20 protein-coding genes are annotated in these 18,984 nt (G+C 74.0%); 14 read left to right on the forward strand and 6 right to left on the reverse strand.

All coding sequences use genetic code 11. The features are described from left to right. The first annotated feature begins 184 nt into the window (after positions 1 to 184). Genes ACFY1T_RS23000 through ACFY1T_RS23010 form a run of 3 tightly spaced genes read left to right on the forward strand, consistent with a single transcriptional unit; the run spans position 185 to position 2,252 of the window. Complete coding sequence (locus tag ACFY1T_RS23000) at positions 185 to 901, forward strand: glycosyltransferase family 2 protein (RefSeq protein ID WP_390789811.1); 717 nt, start codon at positions 185 to 187, stop codon at positions 899 to 901. Further along, positions 898 to 1,560 carry a DUF2064 domain-containing protein gene (locus tag ACFY1T_RS23005; RefSeq protein WP_390789812.1) on the forward strand — a complete coding sequence of 221 codons (663 nt, stop codon included), beginning with the start codon at positions 898 to 900 and terminating at the stop codon, positions 1,558 to 1,560. The genes ACFY1T_RS23000 and ACFY1T_RS23005 overlap by 4 nt, the downstream gene beginning before the upstream one ends. 8 nt (positions 1,561 to 1,568) lie before the next feature. Next, positions 1,569 to 2,252, forward strand: a complete 684-nt coding sequence (locus ACFY1T_RS23010) for a methyltransferase domain-containing protein (protein WP_390789813.1) — start codon at positions 1,569 to 1,571, stop codon at positions 2,250 to 2,252. Between the two features lie 69 nt (positions 2,253 to 2,321). Here the strand turns inward: ACFY1T_RS23010 and ACFY1T_RS23015 are convergent, their stop codons facing one another. Both ACFY1T_RS23015 and ACFY1T_RS23020 read right to left on the reverse strand, forming a co-directional pair. After that, positions 2,322 to 2,726 carry a hypothetical protein gene (locus tag ACFY1T_RS23015; RefSeq protein ID WP_390789814.1) on the reverse strand — a complete coding sequence of 135 codons (405 nt, stop codon included), beginning with the start codon at positions 2,724 to 2,726 and terminating at the stop codon, positions 2,322 to 2,324. After that, positions 2,726 to 3,874: a molybdopterin-dependent oxidoreductase gene (locus tag ACFY1T_RS23020; RefSeq protein ID WP_390789815.1), complete on the reverse strand. Its 1,149-nt coding sequence runs from the start codon at positions 3,872 to 3,874 to the stop codon at positions 2,726 to 2,728. The genes ACFY1T_RS23015 and ACFY1T_RS23020 overlap by 1 nt, the downstream gene beginning before the upstream one ends. 113 nt (positions 3,875 to 3,987) lie before the next feature. Between ACFY1T_RS23020 and ACFY1T_RS23025 the strand changes: the two genes are divergently transcribed. After that, a complete protein-coding gene (locus ACFY1T_RS23025) occupies positions 3,988 to 5,400 on the forward strand; it encodes a glycosyltransferase 87 family protein (protein WP_390789816.1) in 1,413 nt (470 codons plus the stop codon). Positions 5,401 to 5,591: 191 nt separating this feature from the next. Here ACFY1T_RS23025 and ACFY1T_RS23030 read toward each other — a convergent pair whose 3' ends face one another. Further along, a complete protein-coding gene (locus ACFY1T_RS23030) occupies positions 5,592 to 5,993 on the reverse strand; it encodes a DUF4440 domain-containing protein (protein ID WP_390789817.1) in 402 nt (133 codons plus the stop codon). Positions 5,994 to 6,159: 166 nt separating this feature from the next. Here ACFY1T_RS23030 and ACFY1T_RS23035 point away from each other — a divergent pair, with 166 nt between their 5' ends. The 5 genes from ACFY1T_RS23035 to ACFY1T_RS23055 all read left to right on the forward strand — a co-directional run bounded on the left by ACFY1T_RS23035 (position 6,160) and on the right by ACFY1T_RS23055 (position 12,812). Next, positions 6,160 to 8,115 (forward strand): family 20 glycosylhydrolase, encoded by a 1,956-nt coding sequence (locus ACFY1T_RS23035; RefSeq protein WP_390789818.1) that lies wholly within the window; start codon positions 6,160 to 6,162, stop codon positions 8,113 to 8,115. Between the two features lie 103 nt (positions 8,116 to 8,218). Continuing rightward, the gene (locus tag ACFY1T_RS23040; RefSeq protein ID WP_390789819.1) at positions 8,219 to 9,454 is read left to right on the forward strand and encodes a cytochrome P450; all 1,236 of its coding nucleotides are present in this window, start codon (positions 8,219 to 8,221) and stop codon (positions 9,452 to 9,454) included. A gap of 87 nt (positions 9,455 to 9,541) precedes the next feature. Next, positions 9,542 to 11,047 (forward strand): polyprenol phosphomannose-dependent alpha 1,6 mannosyltransferase MptB, encoded by a 1,506-nt coding sequence (gene mptB / locus ACFY1T_RS23045; protein ID WP_390789820.1) that lies wholly within the window; start codon positions 9,542 to 9,544, stop codon positions 11,045 to 11,047. Between the two features lie 215 nt (positions 11,048 to 11,262). Continuing rightward, complete coding sequence (locus ACFY1T_RS23050) at positions 11,263 to 11,670, forward strand: VOC family protein (protein ID WP_390789821.1); 408 nt, start codon at positions 11,263 to 11,265, stop codon at positions 11,668 to 11,670. Positions 11,671 to 11,861: 191 nt separating this feature from the next. Then, the gene (locus ACFY1T_RS23055) at positions 11,862 to 12,812 is read left to right on the forward strand and encodes an SDR family NAD(P)-dependent oxidoreductase (RefSeq protein ID WP_390789822.1); all 951 of its coding nucleotides are present in this window, start codon (positions 11,862 to 11,864) and stop codon (positions 12,810 to 12,812) included. A gap of 45 nt (positions 12,813 to 12,857) precedes the next feature. Here the strand turns inward: ACFY1T_RS23055 and ACFY1T_RS23060 are convergent, their stop codons facing one another. Then, on the reverse strand, positions 12,858 to 14,390 hold the full coding sequence (locus ACFY1T_RS23060; RefSeq protein ID WP_390789823.1) for an FAD-dependent monooxygenase: 1,533 nt from the start codon (positions 14,388 to 14,390) through the stop codon (positions 12,858 to 12,860). A 91-nt stretch (positions 14,391 to 14,481) separates the two neighbouring features. Between ACFY1T_RS23060 and ACFY1T_RS23065 the strand changes: the two genes are divergently transcribed. After that, the gene (locus ACFY1T_RS23065; RefSeq protein ID WP_390789824.1) at positions 14,482 to 15,162 is read left to right on the forward strand and encodes a TetR/AcrR family transcriptional regulator; all 681 of its coding nucleotides are present in this window, start codon (positions 14,482 to 14,484) and stop codon (positions 15,160 to 15,162) included. A 31-nt stretch (positions 15,163 to 15,193) separates the two neighbouring features. Here ACFY1T_RS23065 and ACFY1T_RS23070 read toward each other — a convergent pair whose 3' ends face one another. Further along, the gene (locus ACFY1T_RS23070; protein WP_390789825.1) at positions 15,194 to 16,102 is read right to left on the reverse strand and encodes a calcium-binding protein; all 909 of its coding nucleotides are present in this window, start codon (positions 16,100 to 16,102) and stop codon (positions 15,194 to 15,196) included. Between the two features lie 223 nt (positions 16,103 to 16,325). Between ACFY1T_RS23070 and ACFY1T_RS23075 the strand changes: the two genes are divergently transcribed. Next, positions 16,326 to 16,610: a hypothetical protein gene (locus tag ACFY1T_RS23075; RefSeq protein ID WP_390789826.1), complete on the forward strand. Its 285-nt coding sequence runs from the start codon at positions 16,326 to 16,328 to the stop codon at positions 16,608 to 16,610. Between the two features lie 98 nt (positions 16,611 to 16,708). Then, complete coding sequence (locus ACFY1T_RS23080; protein WP_390789827.1) at positions 16,709 to 17,257, forward strand: DoxX family protein; 549 nt, start codon at positions 16,709 to 16,711, stop codon at positions 17,255 to 17,257. Between the two features lie 41 nt (positions 17,258 to 17,298). Here the strand turns inward: ACFY1T_RS23080 and ACFY1T_RS23085 are convergent, their stop codons facing one another. Then, complete coding sequence (locus ACFY1T_RS23085) at positions 17,299 to 17,550, reverse strand: EF-hand domain-containing protein (protein WP_030856741.1); 252 nt, start codon at positions 17,548 to 17,550, stop codon at positions 17,299 to 17,301. 203 nt (positions 17,551 to 17,753) lie between these two features. On the opposite strand from ACFY1T_RS23085, the gene ACFY1T_RS23090 reads away from it, so the two are divergent. Both ACFY1T_RS23090 and ACFY1T_RS23095 read left to right on the forward strand, forming a co-directional pair. Continuing rightward, positions 17,754 to 18,281, forward strand: coding sequence for a DUF5133 domain-containing protein (locus tag ACFY1T_RS23090; protein WP_390789828.1), 528 nt, complete (start codon positions 17,754 to 17,756; stop codon positions 18,279 to 18,281). Positions 18,282 to 18,533: 252 nt separating this feature from the next. Then, positions 18,534 to 18,983 (forward strand): hypothetical protein, encoded by a 450-nt coding sequence (locus ACFY1T_RS23095; protein WP_390789829.1) that lies wholly within the window; start codon positions 18,534 to 18,536, stop codon positions 18,981 to 18,983. The last annotated feature ends 1 nt before the right edge of the window (position 18,984 follow it).

Genomic DNA, 18,984 nt, shown 5'->3' on the forward strand with positions numbered 1-18,984 from the left:
CGCCGCCGACGAGGGCCGGCGTCCCCGCCCCGTCCGTACTCTGCGTATTGCTCACTGCCATGGTCACAGCCTGACATCCGCCGCGGTCCGTGGGTACGGCACCCTCCCCCGACCGGGCACGGCGTCCGCGTTTCGTAAGGAGTGGAAGCCCCTTTCGTCCGCGCCCGCTTCCTACGGTGTGGAGGTGACTGATTCTGCTTGTGTGCCGCCCCGGGCGGACCTCGTACTGCCGTGCCTCGACGAGGCGGAGGCCCTGCCCTGGGTGCTGGCGCGGGTGCCGGCCGGGTGGCGGGCCATCGTCGTCGACAACGGCTCCACCGACGGCTCGGCCGACATCGCCCGCCGCCTGGGCGCCACGGTGGTGAGCGAACCCGTACGCGGCTTCGGCGCGGCCTGCCACGCCGGGCTGCTCGCCGCCCGCGCCGACCTCGTCTGCTTCTGCGACTGCGACGCCTCCCTGGACCCCGGGCTGCTCGCCGCCATGGCGGCGCGGGTCGAGGCCGGCGAGGCCGACCTGCTGCTCGGCCGGCGCCGCCCGCAGGGACGCGGCGCCTGGCCGGCCCACGCCCGCGCCGGGAACCTCGCGCTGGCGCGGCTGCTGCACCGCCGGACGGGGCTGCGGCTGCACGATCTCGGACCGATGCGGGTCGCCCGCCGCGAGGCACTGCTCGGCCTGGCGCTGACCGACCGGCGCAGCGGCTACCCGCTCCAGATGGTCGTACGGGCCGCCGACGCGGGCTGGCGGGTGGCCGAGACGGACGTCCCGTACCTGCCGCGCGCCGGTAGATCGAAGGTCACCGGGACGTGGCGGGGCACCTGGAACGCGGTGCGGGACATGCGCAAGGTCCTGGCCGAGACGCCCGCCGACCGGTCGGTCCAGGGCGGCGGGGTCCGCGCATGAGCATCCACGCGAGCGGGGACACACGGGGCGGCCCGGGCGAGGGCACGCTGATCGTCATCGCCAAGGCCCCGGTCCCGGGCCGGGTCAAGACGCGGCTGACCCCGCACTTCACCCCGCAGCAGGCCGCCGCCCTGGCCCGCGCCGCGCTCCAGGACACCCTGGACGCCGTCCTCGCCACGCCGGCCCGGCGGCGCGTCCTGTACCTCGACGGGGCGCCGAGGGAGTGGCTGCCCGAAGGCATCGAGGTGGTCCCGCAGTGCGCGGGCGGGCTCGACGCCCGGCTGGCCGCGGCCTTCGCCCTGTACGAGGGTCCGGCGCTGCTGGTCGGCATGGACACCCCGCAGGTGACCCCGGAACTCCTCGCCGGAGGGCTCGACTTCGCCGGCACGGACGCCTGGTTCGGCCCGGCCCTGGACGGCGGCTTCTGGGCCCTCGGGCTCGCCGAGCCGGATCCCGCGCTGCTGCTGGGCGTGCCCATGTCCGTCGCGCGCACCGGGGCCGTGCAGCGCCGGCGGCTGACCGCGTCGGGGCGCGCCGTACGGGACCTCCCGGCGCTGCGTGACGTCGACACCCCGGACGACGCCGGGCGGGTCGCCGCCTCGGCGCCCGGGACGAGGTTCGCCGCCCTGCACGCCGAGTTGTGCGCGGCCGTACGGTGACCGCGCAGATGACGGCGCGGACTGCGGCCCAGGCGACCGGGCGGCCGGCGGAGCCCGCCGCCCGGGCCTGGCTGGCCGACCCGTACGCCGAAGCCCTGCGCGCCGGCCGGGGGCCCCTCTTCCTGAGCCGCGGCGACGGCTGGCTGCTGCCGCTGGAGGTGGAGCGCTGGTGCGCCGAGGCCGACGCGGCCGATGCCACCGTCCTGGCCCGCTGCGAGGGCGCCGTCCTGGACGTAGGCTGCGGACCGGGCCGCCTGGTCGCCGCCCTCGCCCGCCTCGGGCAGCCCGCGCTGGGCGTGGACGTGACCCCGGAGGCGGTGGCCCGGACCGTACGCACCGGCGGCAGCGCCCTGTGCCGTTCCGTGTTCGACCCGCTGCCCAGCGAGGGCCGCTGGGGCACGGTCCTGCTCATCGACGGCAACATCGGCATCGGCGGGGACCCGGGCGCGCTGCTGCGCCGGGCCGCCCGGCTCGCGGCTCCCGGCGGCACATTGCTCGTCGAGGTGGCCGCCGCGGACGTCGACGAGCGCGTCGAGGTGCACGTCGAGGACGGGAGCGGCGGCCGCGGGGAGCCCTTCCCGTGGGCCCGGCTCGGGGCCCGCGCGCTCCGTGCGGAGGCGGCGGACGCGGGCTGGTCGCGAGCGGTCGCCTGGAACGCCGCGGGCCGCGCCTTCGTGCAGCTGCGGCGCTGAGCGTTCACCGGGGCAGGGGAGAAGCGGCTGACGCGGTTTGGCGTCAGCCGCTTTCTCGTGTCCCGGCGCTCAGGTCCGCCGGCGCGCCCCGCCCAGTGCCGCGCGTGCGGCGGCGTACAGGCCCGTCGCGAGGGCGATGGCGGCCATCGTCAGCAGCCAGTTGCGCAGGTAGTCCAGCGGTACGACCGTCGGGTTGGCGGCGCCGCCCGGGCGCAGGAGAGGCGGGAGGGCGATCGCCGTCAGGGAGCCCGCGACGATCAGGGCGGAGCGCGGGACCCCGCGCAGGCGCAGGCCGAAGGCGGCGGTGAGTGCGGCGACGGCCATGACGAGCGGCGCGACCAGCCCGTCGTGGACCACGACCGCACCGGCGAGCCACAGGGCGATCCGCCAGGGCGAGGGCTGCCGGACCAGCAGGGCGCCGCCCAGGCCCATCAGGACCGCGCCGAGACCCGCGACCGCGTACCGGTACCGCATCACAACACCTCCAGTCGGGCGATCCACTTGGTCTGGAGCACGCCGGGCCGGTTCGGGGCGATGATCCGCGCCGGGTAGCCGTGGTCCGGGGAGAGTTCCTCGCCGTTGACGCGCAGCGCGAGCAGGGTGAGCGGGTCCTGGGCGTACTCACGGCCCATCTCCGTCACCCGGTACGCGCCGACCGGCTCCAGGGACTCCACGCGGGCCCGGGCGGCCGGGCCGCCGCCCGCGCGTTCCAGCAGGTCGCGCACGCGGACCCCGGTCCAGCGGGCGTTCTTGCTCCAGCCCTCGACGCAGGCGATGGGCAGTGTCACCTCGTGCTGCGGCATCGCGCGCAGTTCGTCGAGGCCGAGGGTGTACGGGCGCGGTCCGGCGACGGTCAGCCGCCAGTCCCGTACCGAGGCCGCGGTGACCCCGGCCGCCGCGGCCGTGCGGTTCACCGGGAGTCCCTGCGGTCCGACGGCGGGGTCGCGCGGGGCGAACAGGTCGAGCCGCCCGAGCGCGGTCACGGACTGCCCCGCGGTCGTCAGCGTCACCGCCCCCACGGCCGCGGCGACACCCGCCAGCAGCGCGCGCCGGTCCGGGCCGTCGGCCTCGGGCAGCGCGAGCGTGCCCGGGGAGCGCCGGGTCCAATGGTCCTGGATCTGCGGCCACTTCACGGCGATGTGCACCATCAGCGCTCCGATCAGCAGCCAGGACAGCGCGAAGTGCACGGGTACGAAGGAAAAGGGCCAGGGGTACCACTGGAAGGTGTTCAGCAGCCCGGTGAACAGCTCGAACACCCCGGCCGCCACCAGGACGGCCACGGAGGCCCGTTCGAGCGCGTGCCGCACCGACCGCAGCGGCGGCCATGCGAACAGCCGGGGGTAGACCGCCCACAGCTTCGCGAGCAGCAGCGGGACCGCCGCGATCCCGGAGATGACGTGGAGTCCCTGGGTGAACCGGTAGCCCCAGTACGGGCGGCTCGGCAGCCGGTCGGCGAGCCAGTCCGGCGGATGCTGGAAGTAGTGGCTGAGCACGCCCGTCGCGAAGCAGACGGTGAAGGCCGGCCCGAGCCAGCGGCCGATCGCGGTCGCGGTACGGGCGTCGTGCAACCGCGCCTTGAAGGTGACGGGCGGGTCCGAGGGGAGAGGGATGGGGAAGCGCATGGACCCATGACACCCCCGGGACGGTGCGCGAAGGCGGTTCGGGCACCTTACGAAACGCGGACATGGTGCGGCGGGCGACCCCGATGCGCGCCGCCGCCTGGAACGCTGCGACTGTGAACCCGCGTACCGCCATCGGCCCCTTCGTCCTCGCCGCCCTCGGCCTCTCCGCCCTCGTCTGCGCCTTGGTGTGGACCATCCGCTACGACGGCAATTTCACCGACCCCGCCGGGCTGTCCTGGCGGTACGCGGCCTGCTGGGCCCTGTTCGCGGTCGCGCTGCTCGCGCTGCGCCGGGTCCCGGCCCGCCTGGCGGTGCCGCTGGTACTGGCGGGGGCCTTCGCGGTGGCGGCGACGGGGCTGGTGGCGGCGCCCCGGACCAGCACCGATTCGTACCGCTACGCCTGGGACGGCCGGGTCCAGGCCGCCGGCGTCTCCCCGTACGACCACGCACCGCAGGACCGGGCGCTGGAGGGGCTGCGCGATCCGTGGCTCTTCCCGACGGGCGCCGCCGCCTGCACCGGCCCGGACCTGGCCCGGATCCCGTACGCCGGGGACACCCCGCACTGCACGCGGATCAACCGGCCCGCCGTGCACACCATCTACCCGCCGGTGGCCGAGGCGTACTTCCTGGCCGTCGACCGGCTCTCCCCCGAGGGCTCCCGCCACAAGCCGCTCCAGATCGGCGCCGGGGTGCTGTCGCTCGGCGTGACGGGGGCGCTGCTGCTGATCATGCGGCGCCGGGGCGCGGATCCGCGCGGGGCCGCGTACTGGGCGTGGTGCCCCGCCGTGCCCGTCGAAGCCGTGAACAACGCGCACGTCGACGTGCTGGGAGTGCTCCTGGCCGTGTCCGGTCTCGGGCTCGTGGCCGCGCGGAGCCCGGGGAGCCGGGTCGGCGGCGGGCTCGTCCTGGGCGCGGCCGTCGCCACGAAGCTGATGCCGGCGATCGTCCTCCCGGGGGCCCTGTCCGGCGTGCGCCGGGTGCGCGACGCGCTCGCCGTACTGCTGCCGGCCGCCGCGTTCACGGCGCTCGCGTACCTCCCGTACGTGCTGCTCTCGCACGGCTCCGTCTTCGGCTACCTGGGCGGCTACGTGGAGGAGGAGGGGTACGAGGACCCCTCGGCCGGCTCCCGCTACGCGCTGCTCCGGCTGGTGCTGCCGGGCGACGGGGCGGTGCCGGTGCTGGTCGCCGTCATGGCGGGCGTGTGCGGGTACGTGCTGTGGCGCGGGGATCCACGACGGCCCTGGAGCGGCGCCCTGTTGGTGACCGGGTGGGCGTTCGTGCTGCTCACGCCCGGCTACTCGTGGTACGCCCTGCTGCTCGTCGGGCTGGTGGCCCTGGACGGGCGCTGGGAGTGGCTGGGCATCGCGGTCGCGGGCCCTGCGGTCTACGTCACGGGCCAGGCGTTCGGCTCGCGTGGGGCGGTGAGTGCCGCGGCGTACGGGGCGGCCGCGCTGCTGGTGCTCGTGATGACGGCGGTGCGGTGGCAGCGGCGGCGCGGCGAGGAACCGGTCGCGGGGCCCTCCTAGGGGGTGTCCGCGAAGTGGCGCCGTCCGCCCGGAGGGCGGTCCCGCGGCGTCCGGTGCGTGCTCTCGGTGTGCCGGGCGGAAGCGCTTGTACTGGACGTACTCGGGATTTCGCCCGGTGCGCCGAGAGCGCGTGCCGGACGTCGCGGGGCAGGCGGGACTTTGCGGACACGACCTAGCCCGGCCGGGTCGGCTCAGGGCCGGTCGTACCAGGAGAACGCGGCGATCCGCCAGCCGTCCGGGGTGCGGACGAACTGGATCGTCTTGGTCCCGCGGCCCTCGAACGGCTCGCCGTCCAGGATCCCGGACTTGCGGTACTCGCCGAACCGCGACGCGATGTCGCCGGCGATGTCGGTCCGTTCGGAGGTCTCCCACTCCGAGAACTCGACCAGCCGGCCGTCGTTCAGCAGTTTCCGGCGGGGCTCGATGAACTCCTCGACGGTGTAGACGGCGAGTTCCGGAGGACCCGTCTTGACGATCACCCCGCCCGGCAGGACCAGCCGCCGGATCCGGTCCACGTCGGCGGCCTTGCCGCCCCGGTTGTCGAACGCCCCGAAGAACTCGGCGGTCAGCGCGTCTATTTCACCCTTGGACATGGCGCGACGGTAACACGCGGACCCTGCGCGGGATGTGTGCGCGATCCTGCTCGCCGGCGCGGTGTTTCGAGCAGGTGTTGACATGCATCCGGCGCTGCGCTCCACTTTGGCTGCACTTTGACCGACCCCTGCACTCCCCTGCCCTCCCACGACTTGGGGACTTGCCATGCGTCTGCTCAGATTGCTGATCGCCGCCGTCTGCGCGGTGGCCGCGTTCTCCTCGCCCGGTGTGGCCGTCGCCGGTCCCGCAGGGGCAGCCGCCGGACCCGCACCGGCCGCCGCCGCGCCGCCGCAGACCGTACCGGCGCTGCGGCAGTGGACGGCCGGCACCGGCGCCTACACCTTCACCGGCACCAGCCGGATCGTCGTCGATCCCGCCCACGCCGCCCAGCTCTCCGCCGAGGCCGCCACCTTCGCCGAGGACCTGGGCGCGCTGGCCGGGCGTCCCGTGGGTGTCGTCACCGGAAGCGCCTCCCCCGGCGACATCGCGCTGAGCCTCGGCGATCCGGGGCTGCCCGCAGAGGGCTACCGGCTGACCGTCGGGCCGTCCCTCGCCATCGGGGCGGGCACCGGCACCGGCGCGTTCTACGGCACCCGTACCGTGCTCCAGCTCCTGCACCGGTCGTCCACGGTGCCCGCCGGTACTGCGGTCGACTGGCCCGCCAAGGCGGAGCGGGGGCTCATGATCGACCAGGGCCGGAAGTTCTTCACCGTCGACTGGGTCGAGCGGCACATCAAGGAGCTGGCCTACCTCAAACTCAACTACTTCCACTTCCACCTGTCGGACACCTTCGGGTTCCGGCTCGAAAGCTCCACCCACCCGGAGATCGTCTCCGCCGACCACTACTCCCGGCAGGACATCGCCGGCCTCGTCGCGCTCGGGCAGAAGTACCACGTGACGATCGTTCCCGAGATCGACACCCCGGGGCACATGAACGCCGTTCTGTCCGCCCACCCCGAGCTCAGGCTCAAGAACGCCTCCGGCACGGCCAGTCCCGATTTCATCGACCTCTCGCTGCCGGCCTCGTACACCCTGGTCAAGGACCTGGTGAACGAGTACCTGCCGCTGTTCCCGGCCCCGTACTGGCACATCGGCGCCGACGAGTACGTCACCGACTACTCCGGGTACCCCCAGCTGCTGGCCTACGCCCGCGCCCACTACGGGGCGGGCGCCACCGCCAAGGACACCTACTACGGGTTCGTGAACTGGGCCGACGACCTGGTCCGGGCGGCCGGCAAGACCACCCGGATGTGGAACGACGGCATCAAGGCCGGGGACGGGACCGTCACCCCGCACCCCGGGATCCTCGTCGAGTACTGGTACGGCTACGGCCTCACCCCGCAGCAGCTGGCCGCGGCCGGCCACGCCGTCGCCAACGAGTCCTGGACGCCGACGTATTACGTGCTCGGGGGCGCCAAGCCCGACACCCGCTGGATGTACGAGACCTGGACCCCCGACCGCTTCGAGGGCGGGGCCACCCTCACCGACCCCTCGAGGAACCCCGGCTCGCTGCTCCACGTGTGGTGCGACAACCCCGCCGCCGAGACGCAGGAGCAGATCGCGGCGGGCATCATGTACCCGCTGCGCGCCCTGGCCCAGCAGACCTGGGGCTCGCCGAAGCCTGCGGCCACGTACGCCGCCTTCACCGCGATCGCGGCCGCGGTCGGGCACAACCCCGCCTGGCCGGGCCTCGCCCGGCCCGGCAACCTCGCCCGCAACCGGCCGACCACCGCCTCCAGTACGGAGACCGCCGATTTCCCGGCCGCGGCGGCCACCGACGGCGACCCCGGCACCCGCTGGTCCAGCGCGTACGCCGACCCGCAGTGGCTCCAGGTCGACCTGGGGTCCGGCCAGGCCGTGAGCCGCGTGGTGCTGCGCTGGGAGGCGGCGTACGCAAGGGCCTTCCGGATCCAGCTCTCGGACGACGCCGCGACCTGGCGCACCGTGTACTCCACGACGACGGGTGCCGGCGGGGTCCAGGAGCTCACCGGACTGTCGGGATCGGGGCGCTACATCCGCGTGTACGGGACCGCGCGCGGCACGGCCTACGGCCATTCGCTGTACGAGTTCGAGGTGTACGGCCCGCACGTCGGCGCCGACCGGCAGCGGACGACGCCGTGACCGCGCGCGGAACACCGTGCCCACTACACGCGTTGTGCGGGAGATGACACACCGTGCGCACCACCACGACCACCTCTTAGTCCCCCACGCAAAGGAGTCCCGCGTGAACCAGGCACCCGCCGTCCCGCTGGTCCTCGACCCCGCCGGCGCCGACCGGCACGCGGAGCACCGGCTGCTGCGTGCCCAAGGGCCCGCGGCCCGCGTCGACATCCTCGGCGTGACGGCCTGGGCCGTCACCGACCCCGCGCTGCTCAAGGAGCTGCTCACCAGCCCGGACGTGTCCAAGGACGCCCGCGCGCACTGGCCGGAGTTCGAGCAGGCCGTCCAGACGTGGCCGCTCGCCCTCTGGGTCGCGGTGACCAACATGTTCACCGCGTACGGAGCCGACCACCGGCGGCTGCGGCGGATGGTGGCCCCCGCGTTCAGCGCCCGCCGTGTCGCCCTGCTCCGCGAGACCGTCGAGGACATCGTCACCGGCCTCGTCGACGAGCTCGCCGCCCTCCCTCCGGGCGAGGTCACGGATCTGCGCGAGCGGCTCGCCTACCCGCTGCCCATCGCGGTGATCGGGCACCTGATGGGCCTCCCCCAGGAGCAGCGCGGCGAGTTCCGCACGGTGGTGGACGGGGTCTTCGACACGACCCTGACCCCCGAGGAGGCCGCCGCGAACACGGTCCGGGTGTACGAGGTACTCGCCGAGCTCATCGCCGCCAAGCGCGCAATGCCCGGGGACGACATGACCTCGCTGCTCATCGCCGCCCGCGACGAGGAGGGGGACGGCTCCGCGCTCTCGGACTCCGAGCTGAGCGACACCCTGATCCTGATGATCAGCGCCGGGTACGAGACCACCGTCAACGTCATCGACCAGGCGGTGACGGCCCTGCTCACCCACCCCGACCAGCTGGACCACGTCCGGGCCGGGCGCAGCGGCTGGGGCGACGTCGTCGAGGAGACCCTGCGGTACGAGTCGGCCGTCAAGCACCTGCCGATGCGCTTCGCGCTGGCGGACATCCCGCTGTCCGACGGGCGGACCATCGCCAAGGGGGAGGCGATCCTCGCCTCCTACGCCGCCGCCAACCGGCACCCCGACTGGCACGGCACCGACGCGGACGCCTTCGACGTCACGCGGGTCACGAAGGAGCACCTGGCCTTCGGGCACGGGGTCCACTTCTGCCTCGGCGCCCCGCTGGCCCGTCTGGAGGTCGCGGCCGCGCTCGAGGCCCTCTTCGACCGCTTCCCCGCGATGGAGCTGGCGGTGCCCGCGGACGAACTGCTGCCCGTCACCTCCCTCATCAGCAACGGCCACCGGTCGCTGCCGGTCCGGCTCGGCCCGTCGGCATGACCGGCTGACCGGAAGGACGCCCGAAGTTCACTCCCCCGCCGCCTCGGACGGGCCGATCTTCGGCCTCGTCCGCCCTAGGCTGCCGGCATGTCTCAGATGGGGGTCACGGTCCGGGGTTGCCGGCTGCTCGGAACGCTCGGGTCGGTGCTGCTGGCCGCCGGGAGCTGGTCCGCGGGCGCGCTGCCCTTCGGGGTGCCGGACGGGGTGTGGGCGCAGCGCACCCCGGCGCACACGGTACTGGGAGCGGCCGCCTCGTACGCCGGACTGGTCCTGCTCGTCGTCGCCTGGTGGCGGCTGGGCGGACTGCTGCGGGCCGGGGAGCCGGTCGGCGGGGGACGGCTGAGGTCCGTGCTGTGGTCCTGGGTCCTGCCGCTGGTCCCGGGCCCGGTGATCTTCAGCAATGACGCGTACAGCTATGTCGCGCAGGGCGCGCTGGCGGTCCGGGGCTGGGACGTCTACCGGTTGGGGCCGTCGGTGCTCGGCGGTCCGCTCACGGACAACGTGCCGGAGGTGTGGCAGGACGCCCCGGCGCCGTACGGGCCGGTGGCCGTCGCGGCGACGCGGGCCGTGGTCGCCGTCACGGGCGAACACCACACGGTGGCGGCGGTGCTGGGCATGCGGCTGCTGGCCCTGTCGGGGCTGGCGCTGATCGTCTGGGGCGTGGGGCGGCTCGCGTCCGAGTGGGGTTCCGGGCGGGGCTCGGAGCCCGGTTCCGGGTCCGGCGACGCGGAGGCCGGGGCGCTGTGGGCGGCCGTGCTCAACCCGCTCGCCCTGGTGCACCTGGTGGGCGGGGCCCACAACGAGGCGCTGATGATCGGTCTGATGGTGGCCGGGCTGGTGGCCTTCCGCCGGGGGCACTGGGTGCTGGGCACCGTCGTGCTGGTCTCGGCCACGCTGGTCAAGGTTCCCGCCGCGGTGGCCCTGCTGTGCGCCGCCGCGTGGTCGGTGGGCGGGCGGCCGGACCGGCGTGCGGGATGGCTGCGGGCGGCGGGGATCGCACTGGCGGGTCTCGCGGCGCTGGTGCTGGGGGTGACGGTGTGCGGCCAGGGCTGGGGGTGGCTGTCGACGCTGCGGGGCCCGGCGCAGGTGTACACGGTGCTCTCGCCGAGTACGGATGTGGGCCGGGTGCTCGGGCTGCTGTCCGAGGGGTTCGGCGTGGGGACGGCGGGCGATGCGATCGCCGCCGCGCGGTCGGTGGGTCTGGTGCTGGGCGTGTGCCTGGTGGGGTTCTGCGTGTGGCGTGCGCCGCGTACGGGTCCCGAGTACGCCGGCGGCATGGCGCTGCTGGGACTGGTGGTGACCGCCCCGGTCGTTCAGCCCTGGTACCTGCTGTGGGGGATGGTGCCGCTCGCGGCGGTCGCCTGGCGCCTGCTGGAGAGCACGCGGGCGCGGCTGGCGTCGCTGGTGCTGCTGTTCATGGTGCTGCCCAGCGGGACGTCGGCGACCTGGTCCTACGGGGTGGCCGCCGTCACGGGTGCCTCGGCGGCCGTGGCGGCGCTCGTGGCATGGGGTCCGCCGGTACTGGGGACGCCGTCCCGCCTTCGGCTGCAGGAGCGCGCTTGGGTGCGGGCGGCGGTCAGAACGCGCCGGTGAACCGCCCGGGGAATCGGTATTGCGCCCGATCATGACGATCACTAGGGTCGACCGGGTGACTGCCGGGTCGGCCTTGGGCCATGTACGAGCAGGGTTCCCGGCCTCGGCGTGAGCCCGGGGCGGGCCAGGAGCCCGCCCGCTCTCCGCGTTTCCTTCGCCCGGCGCCCGTGTGCGGCGCCTTCCCACGGCAACCCAGAAACCGGAGAAACACACTCATGTCGAACACCCGGCAGCATCCGAACGCCGTCGAGTTGAACCACACCGTCGTCCACGCCAGGGACCGGGCGCTGTCGGCCGAGTTCCTCGCCGTGGTCCTGGGGCTGGAGGTGGGAGCTCCGTTCGGCCCGTTCCTGCCCGTCGATCTCGGCAACGGCGTGACGCTCGACTACTACGCGATGACCGACCAGCCGATCCAGCCGCAGCACTACGCGTTCCTCGTGCCCGAGGAGCGGTTCGACGGCGCGATCGCCCGGCTGGAGGCGGTGGGGGTCGCCTACTACGCCGACCCCCACCACTGCGAACCGGGAAGGATCAACCGCCTGTTCGGGGGGCGCGGCGCGTACTTCGCCGATCCGGACGGCCACAACATGGAGATCATGACCCGCCCCTACGTCCGCCCGTAGCCGGGGGCGCGGAGGCTGATCCGCTCGGCGTTGCCGTCCCACCCGCCATCGCGTCGGCGGGGTGTCGGACGTCCCGCGGGACTGTCGGTGATCCGTCGGGGATGTGTCGGTGGCCGCTGCAACCGTGGGGGTGCCGGGTTGCCCGAGGGGGCGGCCGCGACCGCCTTCGAGAGCAGGGGAGCACCATCGCCATGTCGTCCGCATCCTCCACCCAGCCCTGGAACGTCCACCGCCTGCCGCGTGCCGGTGGCCGCGTCTTCCTGGTCACCGGCGGCAACGCCGGCATCGGGTACTTCGTCGCGGAGCAGTTGTCGGCAACCGGAGCCACCGTCGTACTCGGGAGCCGGAACCCCGCCAGGGCCGAGGCCGCCACGGCCTCGATCCGTGCCCGTGTCCCCGGCGCACGGGTGCGGGCCGTGCGGCTGGACCTCGCCGACCTCGCGTCGCTCGGAACGGTGGCGGAGTCACTGCAGGTGGAACGCCTCGACGCGGTGGTCCACAACGCCGGCGTCGCGCTCGACGACCCGCCGCGCAGGGAGACCGGGGACGGTCACGAGCTCATGTTCGGCACGAACCACCTCGGGCACTTCGCCTTGACCCGGTGGCTGATGCCCCTGCTGTCGGCCGCACCGGCGGCCCGCGTCGTGACGACGGGCAGCTTCGCGGCGAAGTCCGAGCGGCTGGACCTGGACGACCTCCAGTGCCGGACGGACTACCGGCCGAAGCGCACCTACGGACGCTCCAAGCTGGCACAGATGTACTTCGGCGTCGAACTCGACCGCCGCCTGCGCGCTGCGGGCAGCACGGTGGCGAGCGTGGTGGTCCATCCAGGCGGCGCGCTGGACTCCCTCACCCCGTCGCGGCCGCCGATCCATGTGCGGACCACCGGCACACGGCTGAGCGCGGCACCCGCGGCCCTCCTCCTCCAGGGCAAGCACGCCGGGGCGTGGCCGGCGGTCCGGGCGGTGCTCGATCCGGACGTGCGCGGCGGCCAGCTGTGGGGACCGCGCGCCTTCGGCCTGCGCGGCGAGCCCAGCCGTGAACCAGTGTGGAAGCACCTGGCCGACCCCTCCGTCGCGGCACGGTTGTGGGCCGCGAGCCGCGACCTGACCGGCACCGACTTCGACGCCCTCTCCCCTTAGCCGGGGCAGGCGCGCGGTGGCCCACGGATCGTCGGGCCGGCCCCCTCACACACCCCCCTGCGCGGGCCGCGCGAACCGCGATGCCCAGCCCCGCAGATCCTCGGCCGAGGCCTCCAGCGCGTCACCGCCGGGCCCGGCCCAGGCTATGTACCCGTCCGGGCGGACCAGGTACAGCCCGCTTCCGTAGGGCTCGTACGCACTGGTCCGCGCGGTCCGCAGGCCCGGGAGCGCCGGCAGGTGCTCCGGCAGCGGGGTGTCGACCGCGAGCAGGGTGAAGTGGGGGCCGCGGTAGAGGTCGAAGAGCCGCAGGCCGTCGCGCTTCCCGTCGGGCGCACGGTCTCCCGCGGTGAGGGCTCCCTCGGCCAATCCGGCGCGTATCTCCCGGGTGAGCGAGGAGGCCCTTTGGTCGAGGCCGAGTTGGCGGGTGGCGGCGCCGCGCCGCTCCTCACCCCGGTGGATGCGGGTGGACAGCCCCAGCATGGCCGCGGCATTGGGCAGGCGCTCTTCCTCGTACGTGTCCAGCAACGTCTCGGGAGCTCCGTCCCGGAGCACTGCGGCGAGCTTCCACCCCAGGTTGTACGCGTCCTGGACGCTGGTGTTGAGTCCCTGGCCGCCCGCCGGCGAGTGGATGTGGGCGGCGTCGCCCGCGAGGAAGACCCTGCCGTCACGGAAGCGGTCGGCGAGGGCGGCGTTCACGGTGAAGTCCGATGCCCACAGGACCTCGGCGACCTCCTCGGCCGGTATGTGGGTGAACTCGGCTACCAGCGAACGGACTTCCTCCGCCGTGACCTCTCCGCCGACCGGCGCCGGCTGGGCCACGAACTGGAACTCCCGCGTATGCGGCAAGGGGCAGAGGGCCGCGAAGCCCGTACCGCCCGCGGCCGGCGGGAAGATGTGCCAGTTGTCCCGGTCGAGCGTCGGTATGACCACGTCCGCCACGAGCATCGGGGCGGGATCGACGCGCTCGCCGGTCATCTTGATGCCGACGAGCCGGCGGACCGTGGACCGGCCGCCGTCGGCGGCGACGGCATATCCGGCGCGGACGGACATCGCGCTCCCGCCTCCCACCGGTACGAGCGTGGCCGTGACGGACTCGGCATCCTGCGTGAGGCCGGTCAGTTCGACCCCGAACACGACGTCACCGCCCAGGTCGCGGAGACGGTCGAGCAGGATCCGCTGGGTGCGCCACTGGGGCACCAGCCAGGGCCCCGTGTAGGGCGCGTCCTCGGTCGGCTCGACGTCCTCGAACATGCGGTACTCCCCCGCCCGGGCGCCTTCCTGCCACGTCATGCCCATCGGCGCCCGGCCGCCCCATCGCAGCACCTCCCCCACGACCCCGAGGTCGTCGAAGACCTCCAGGGTCCGCGGCTGGACCCCCTTGCCGCGGGAGCCGGGAAACAGCTCCGGCGAGCGCTCGACGACCAGCGCACGCACTCCGCGCCGGGCAAGATCACAGGCCAGCACAAGGCCGGTGGGGCCGGCGCCCACGATCAGGACATCACTCCGGTCTTCCTGGTACCGCTGCCGGTTCATCGCTCTCCCCGTTCGGCCGATTCCGCCACGGCTCCTTAACAACATTAAGGAGCCTCGTCCCGCAAGAGTGCCCTTAACGCTGTTAAGCTGTCAACGCCACGGAAGAGTGAACCGCCCCGGGAGACAGAGGCAGACGATGAACGCCAAGCCGCAGCGGACTCCGCCGCGCGTCCCGCCCCTGACCCGCCTGACCGTCGCGGAGACCGCGCTGCGGCTGCTGAACGAGGGCGGGCTCGACAAGCTCACCCTCCGCGCCATCGCACAGGAGCTGGACGTGAAGGCACCGGCGCTGTACTGGCACTTCAAGAACAAGCAAGAGCTGATCGACGAGATGGCCACGGAGATGTTCCGGCGCATGGTCACCAGCCCGGAGGAGACCGTGCCGGGCGACGCGCCGGCGCCCTGGCGGGAGCGGATGTTGAGCGCCAATCGCCGACTGCGCCAGGCCCTGCTCGCGTACCGCGACGGCGCCCGCGTGTTCACCGGCTCACGCTTCACCGGAACCGAGCACGCCGAACAGTCCGAGGCCCATCTGCGCGCCCTACTGGCGCACGGGTTCGAACTGCCGCAGGCCGTACGGGCCATGGCGACCGCGTTCTCCTACACGCTCGGGTTCGTGATCGAGGAACAGGGCGTCCACCCCGTCCCGGGCGAGCGCCGGGACGGCTACGACGTGACCGAGCGCGGCGAGCGTCTGGCCGAGTACCCGCTCGCCGCGGCCGCCGGTACGCACCTCTTCGAGGAGTACGACGAGCATTTCGAAGAGGGTCTGCAGATCGTCATCGACGGAATCGCCGCGCGGTACGCGATCCGCTGACCGCGGCGGCGCGGGCGCGGCCCGTCGCGGGTTACGGCACGTTCGACAAGGTCTCGCAGCGGACCGCGATGTCGGCCCCGCCCGAGCCGTCGCAGCTGTCCTTCGCGTCCTCGCCCCCGTCGATGACGTCGTTGCCGCCCGCCGCCGCGTCCGCGGCGACGGGCGCGACCGGTGCGCCCTGCGCGGGCTTCGCCGCCGGGGTCGGGCGGCCCTGTCCGGCCGGGCGCGCGGGCTTGCCGGTCAGGTGCGCGGGCTTGCCGGTCAGGCCCTCGCCCTTGCCGTGCGCGGCGTGGCCCGAGTTGCTGTCACCGATGATGGTGTCCACGCCGGGGCCGCCCAGGAGGACGTCCTCGCCGTTGCCGGTCGCGGTGCCCTCGGCGGAGGAGTCGCCGGTGAGGCTGTCGTCTCCGGCCCCGCCGTCCAGGACGTCCCTGCCGCCGCCGGTCGCGTTGATGCCGCCCCGGCTGTCGCCGATCATGGCGTCGTTCCCCGCCTCGCCGAACAGGACGTCGTCGCCCCCGCCCGACGCGCTGGAGCCGAAGGCCATGCTGTCGCCGCCCATGCGGTCGTCACCCGGACCGCCGAAGAGGACGTCGTCGCCCCCGCCGTCCACGGCAGCCCGCGTCGAGAGCAGGTCGCCGCGCATGAGGTCCGCGCCTTCGCCGCCGTCCAGCTGGTCGTTGCCGAGGCCGCCCGCGATCGTGTCGTTCCCGCCGAGACCGCAGATCAGGTCGTCTCCGCCGAGACCGTCGATGGTGTCCGCCGCCGCCGACCCGATGATGACGTCGTTGCCCTCCGTCCCGTTGATCGTGCCGGACCCGGTGATGGTCGCCGGCTGCCCGAAGCAGGTGGCGTCGGCCGCGTGGGCGGCCGTTGCCGGGGCGCCGAGGGAGAGCAACGCGGCTGCGGCCAGCAGGGTGAGTGACGTGCGGCAAGGCATACAGACCTCCGGTCGGAGTGTGCACAGCCGTTCCGGCTGTCCAGGGAACCAGGCTCGAATCCGTGGGGAACGTATGGCGCGAATGCCTGGAATGCAATGAAATGCATAGCCTTTTGTATGCCTTACCCTCGGTTGGCCCCGCTCCGGGCGGGGCCAACCGGCCCACACACGGCCGCACCGGCGCGAAGGAGCGGGCTGCCGCAGGAGCGCCTACCGTCGGGGTATGAGCGGGATCATCGTGGTGCACGAACTCCAGACGCAGGCGCCGAGCCACGCCGCGGGCGGGCCGGCCCCGGGCGCCGGGGCCGCCGTACGCCAGGTGCACGCCGCCCCGGCGGCCCCGGGTACCACCACCGAGCCGGGCCCGCGAACGCTGTGCGGCAGGGACACGTTCGCGATGCGGGCGGCGGCGCGGACCCCGTCCGCGGAGCCGGGCTCGCCGTGGTACCCGCCCGGGGAGGAGGGCCTCGTGTGCCCTTCCTGCGATGCCGCCATGGACGACGGCTGATCCGACACCCGGGCGCGGCACAGCGCGTGCGCGCGGCGGGCGCTCGCGTGAAGCTTGATGCCAGGTGACACGCAACCCCTCCGGAAGGGCCCGTCCTCATGCCGCTCACGCATCGCAAGGATCTCGGACTGCTCGCCCTGCGCCTGGGCGCAGGGGGTGTGCTGCTCGCGCACGGGTCGCAGAAGCTCTTCGGATGGTTCGGCGGGGCCGGCATCGAGGGCACGGCCCGCGGCATGGAGCACATGGGGTTCACCCCAGGCCGGGAGAGCGCGATCGCGGCCGGGCTCGGCGAAGCGGGCGGCGGGGCGCTGCTCGCGCTGGGGCTGGCGACTCCCGCGGCCGGCGCCGCCGCGGCCGGCGCCATGGCGGGGGCCGTCGCCGTGCACGCGCCCGCCGGGTTCTACGCCCAGGGCGGCGGCTTCGAGTACCCGGCCTTCCTCGGCTTCGTCGCGGCCTGCATCGGCCTGGCCGGGCCCGGCCGTTTCTCGCTCGACCACGCCACCCGGCACCGGCTGGACCGGCCGGCCACGGTGGCGGCGGCCTTCGCGCTCAGCGCGGCCGCGGCGACCGTCGTACTCAACCGCCGGGCGGCCACGCTCGCCGCGGCCGAAGCCTCCGGCCCGGACGCCGACGGCCGGACGGCCTGACCGTCGTCGACGCGCCCGTTCGCGGTTCGGCGGCGCGGCGGCTACCAGCCGAAGCGGCGGTCGACCTCACGGGCGAACTCCTCGAACGTCAGCACGTTGTCGCCGTTCTTGTCGGCGGCGTCGAAGAGCGCGGACGAGGCGTCGACATCCCCCAGGCCCCAGAACGGCAGGTCGCCGTTGGCGGCCAGGGTCGGGCCCTTCGTCCGCAGGGCGGTGATCACTTCCAGCCGGGTCAGGGTGCCGTCGTGGTTGAGATCGAGCGCCTCGAACAGTTTGCGGGCCTTCACACTCATCGCGTACGTCCTTCCGGAGGGGTCGGCAGGGCTGCCTGCCGCCAGCCTACGGCGCGCCCCGTCCGGGCCGACGGGGGCGGTGGCCGGCGCCGCAGGCCGGGCCCCGGAGGCCTTCCGGCGGATCCGAACCGTCCGGTGCGGCCGCCCGCACCCGGCCCCGCCCCACCCCGGAGCAGCAGTCGGAGGAACGAGGAATCAGACGGATGAACGAAACGCCACCCCGGCACGCCATCGCGGAGCAGGCCGTCACCGTCCTGATGGCGGTGGTGCCGTGCGGCGCCGACACCGCGCGGCAGATCCTGGCGGACACGGCGCGGGCCGCCGGCGCCCAACTGCACGAGACGGCCGGGGCCGTACTCGTACTGGGTCGCGGCGGCAAGCCCGCGCCCCCTCTGGGCAGGGCCCTGGCGGACGCGCTGGACGAGGCCCGGTCCGCCGCCGAGCCCGCGCCCCTGCCGTACACGCGGCTGCTCCCCGACCCGCGGACCATCGGCGAGCTGCTGAAGCGCCATCGCGGTCTGCGCCGCCGGGCCCTGGCCGCGCCCGAGGACCCGGCCGTACGCGATGAGCTCGACGACGCCACGTACACCCTGTGCATCCTGATGGGCCGGCGCAACGCCCACACGGCGCTGCGCTCGGCCGAACTCCTCCTCGGCGCCGAATGGCTCGGCGCCACCGTCACCGCGACCGCGCCCACGCCGCAGCCCCGGCCGGTGCGGCGGGCCCGCTAGGGCGTGTCCCGCGGAGGCCTGCGCCGGGGCTGCCGGCTTCAGTTCACGGACCCGCCCTGCCGGGTCGGGGCCGGTGAGCGAGATGCCGACCGAGGGGGCACGGTCCACAACACCCCTCGTTCCAGGGGCACGTGGAGTCCTCGATCCGCAGGACGGTCTCGACGGAGCGCCACGAAGGTCGAACCCTCCGTAGTCGAGCTGCTACCTTTCGTGATCGACGAGGGAATCGATCACGCGGAGAAGGGTGCGTCCATGAAGACGGTCGGGAACACGACCCGTGCACTGGCACTCGCGGTGGTGAGCCTGTTGGCGGCGGCGGCCGTGCCGGCCGGGCAGGTCTCCGCCGCGACGGGGCGGGCGGCGGCGTGCCGCAGCATCGGCACGTCGTTCACCGACAAGCTGATCCCCGGACAGTGCATCAGCCACGGCGCCAACCGCCTGGAGATGCAGTACGACGGCAACCTGGTCCTCTACTCGGGCAGTCGCGCCTGCTGGGCGAGCGGCACCGACGGCACCGACGGGGTGTACGCCGAGTTCTCGGGCGACTGGAAGCCCGACTCCCCTTACCTGTCCCTGGAATCGCAGTTCGGGCAGCTCCGGAAGTACCGCGGGAAGTACACCGGACTGCACAAGAGCGGCAACGTCAGCATCAACGGCAAGGGCGAGGTCTGGATCGCGTACGGGAAGCTCGCGGGCTGCTGAT

The sequence above is a fragment of the Streptomyces sp. NPDC001194 genome (assembly GCF_042896985.1).
GTDB lineage: Bacteria > Actinomycetota > Actinomycetes > Streptomycetales > Streptomycetaceae > Streptomyces.

Coding starts and splice junctions, on each gene's coding strand:
- mptB (WP_390789820.1), top strand. CDS start 9,542: ATGTCTCAGATGGGGGTCACGGTCCGGGGTTGCCGGCTGCTCGGAACG.
- ACFY1T_RS23090 (WP_390789828.1), top strand. CDS start 17,754: ATGAACGAAACGCCACCCCGGCACGCCATCGCGGAGCAGGCCGTCACC.
- ACFY1T_RS23065 (WP_390789824.1), top strand. CDS start 14,482: ATGAACGCCAAGCCGCAGCGGACTCCGCCGCGCGTCCCGCCCCTGACC.
- ACFY1T_RS23080 (WP_390789827.1), top strand. CDS start 16,709: ATGCCGCTCACGCATCGCAAGGATCTCGGACTGCTCGCCCTGCGCCTG.
- ACFY1T_RS23015 (WP_390789814.1), bottom strand. CDS start 2,726: ATGCGGTACCGGTACGCGGTCGCGGGTCTCGGCGCGGTCCTGATGGGC.
- ACFY1T_RS23035 (WP_390789818.1), top strand. CDS start 6,160: ATGCGTCTGCTCAGATTGCTGATCGCCGCCGTCTGCGCGGTGGCCGCG.
- ACFY1T_RS23075 (WP_390789826.1), top strand. CDS start 16,326: ATGAGCGGGATCATCGTGGTGCACGAACTCCAGACGCAGGCGCCGAGC.
- ACFY1T_RS23050 (WP_390789821.1), top strand. CDS start 11,263: ATGTCGAACACCCGGCAGCATCCGAACGCCGTCGAGTTGAACCACACC.
- ACFY1T_RS23005 (WP_390789812.1), top strand. CDS start 898: ATGAGCATCCACGCGAGCGGGGACACACGGGGCGGCCCGGGCGAGGGC.
- ACFY1T_RS23085 (WP_030856741.1), bottom strand. CDS start 17,550: ATGAGTGTGAAGGCCCGCAAACTGTTCGAGGCGCTCGATCTCAACCAC.
- ACFY1T_RS23020 (WP_390789815.1), bottom strand. CDS start 3,874: ATGCGCTTCCCCATCCCTCTCCCCTCGGACCCGCCCGTCACCTTCAAG.
- ACFY1T_RS23055 (WP_390789822.1), top strand. CDS start 11,862: ATGTCGTCCGCATCCTCCACCCAGCCCTGGAACGTCCACCGCCTGCCG.
- ACFY1T_RS23095 (WP_390789829.1), top strand. CDS start 18,534: ATGAAGACGGTCGGGAACACGACCCGTGCACTGGCACTCGCGGTGGTG.
- ACFY1T_RS23070 (WP_390789825.1), bottom strand. CDS start 16,102: ATGCCTTGCCGCACGTCACTCACCCTGCTGGCCGCAGCCGCGTTGCTC.
- ACFY1T_RS23030 (WP_390789817.1), bottom strand. CDS start 5,993: ATGTCCAAGGGTGAAATAGACGCGCTGACCGCCGAGTTCTTCGGGGCG.
- ACFY1T_RS23060 (WP_390789823.1), bottom strand. CDS start 14,390: ATGTTGTTAAGGAGCCGTGGCGGAATCGGCCGAACGGGGAGAGCGATG.
- ACFY1T_RS23010 (WP_390789813.1), top strand. CDS start 1,569: ATGACGGCGCGGACTGCGGCCCAGGCGACCGGGCGGCCGGCGGAGCCC.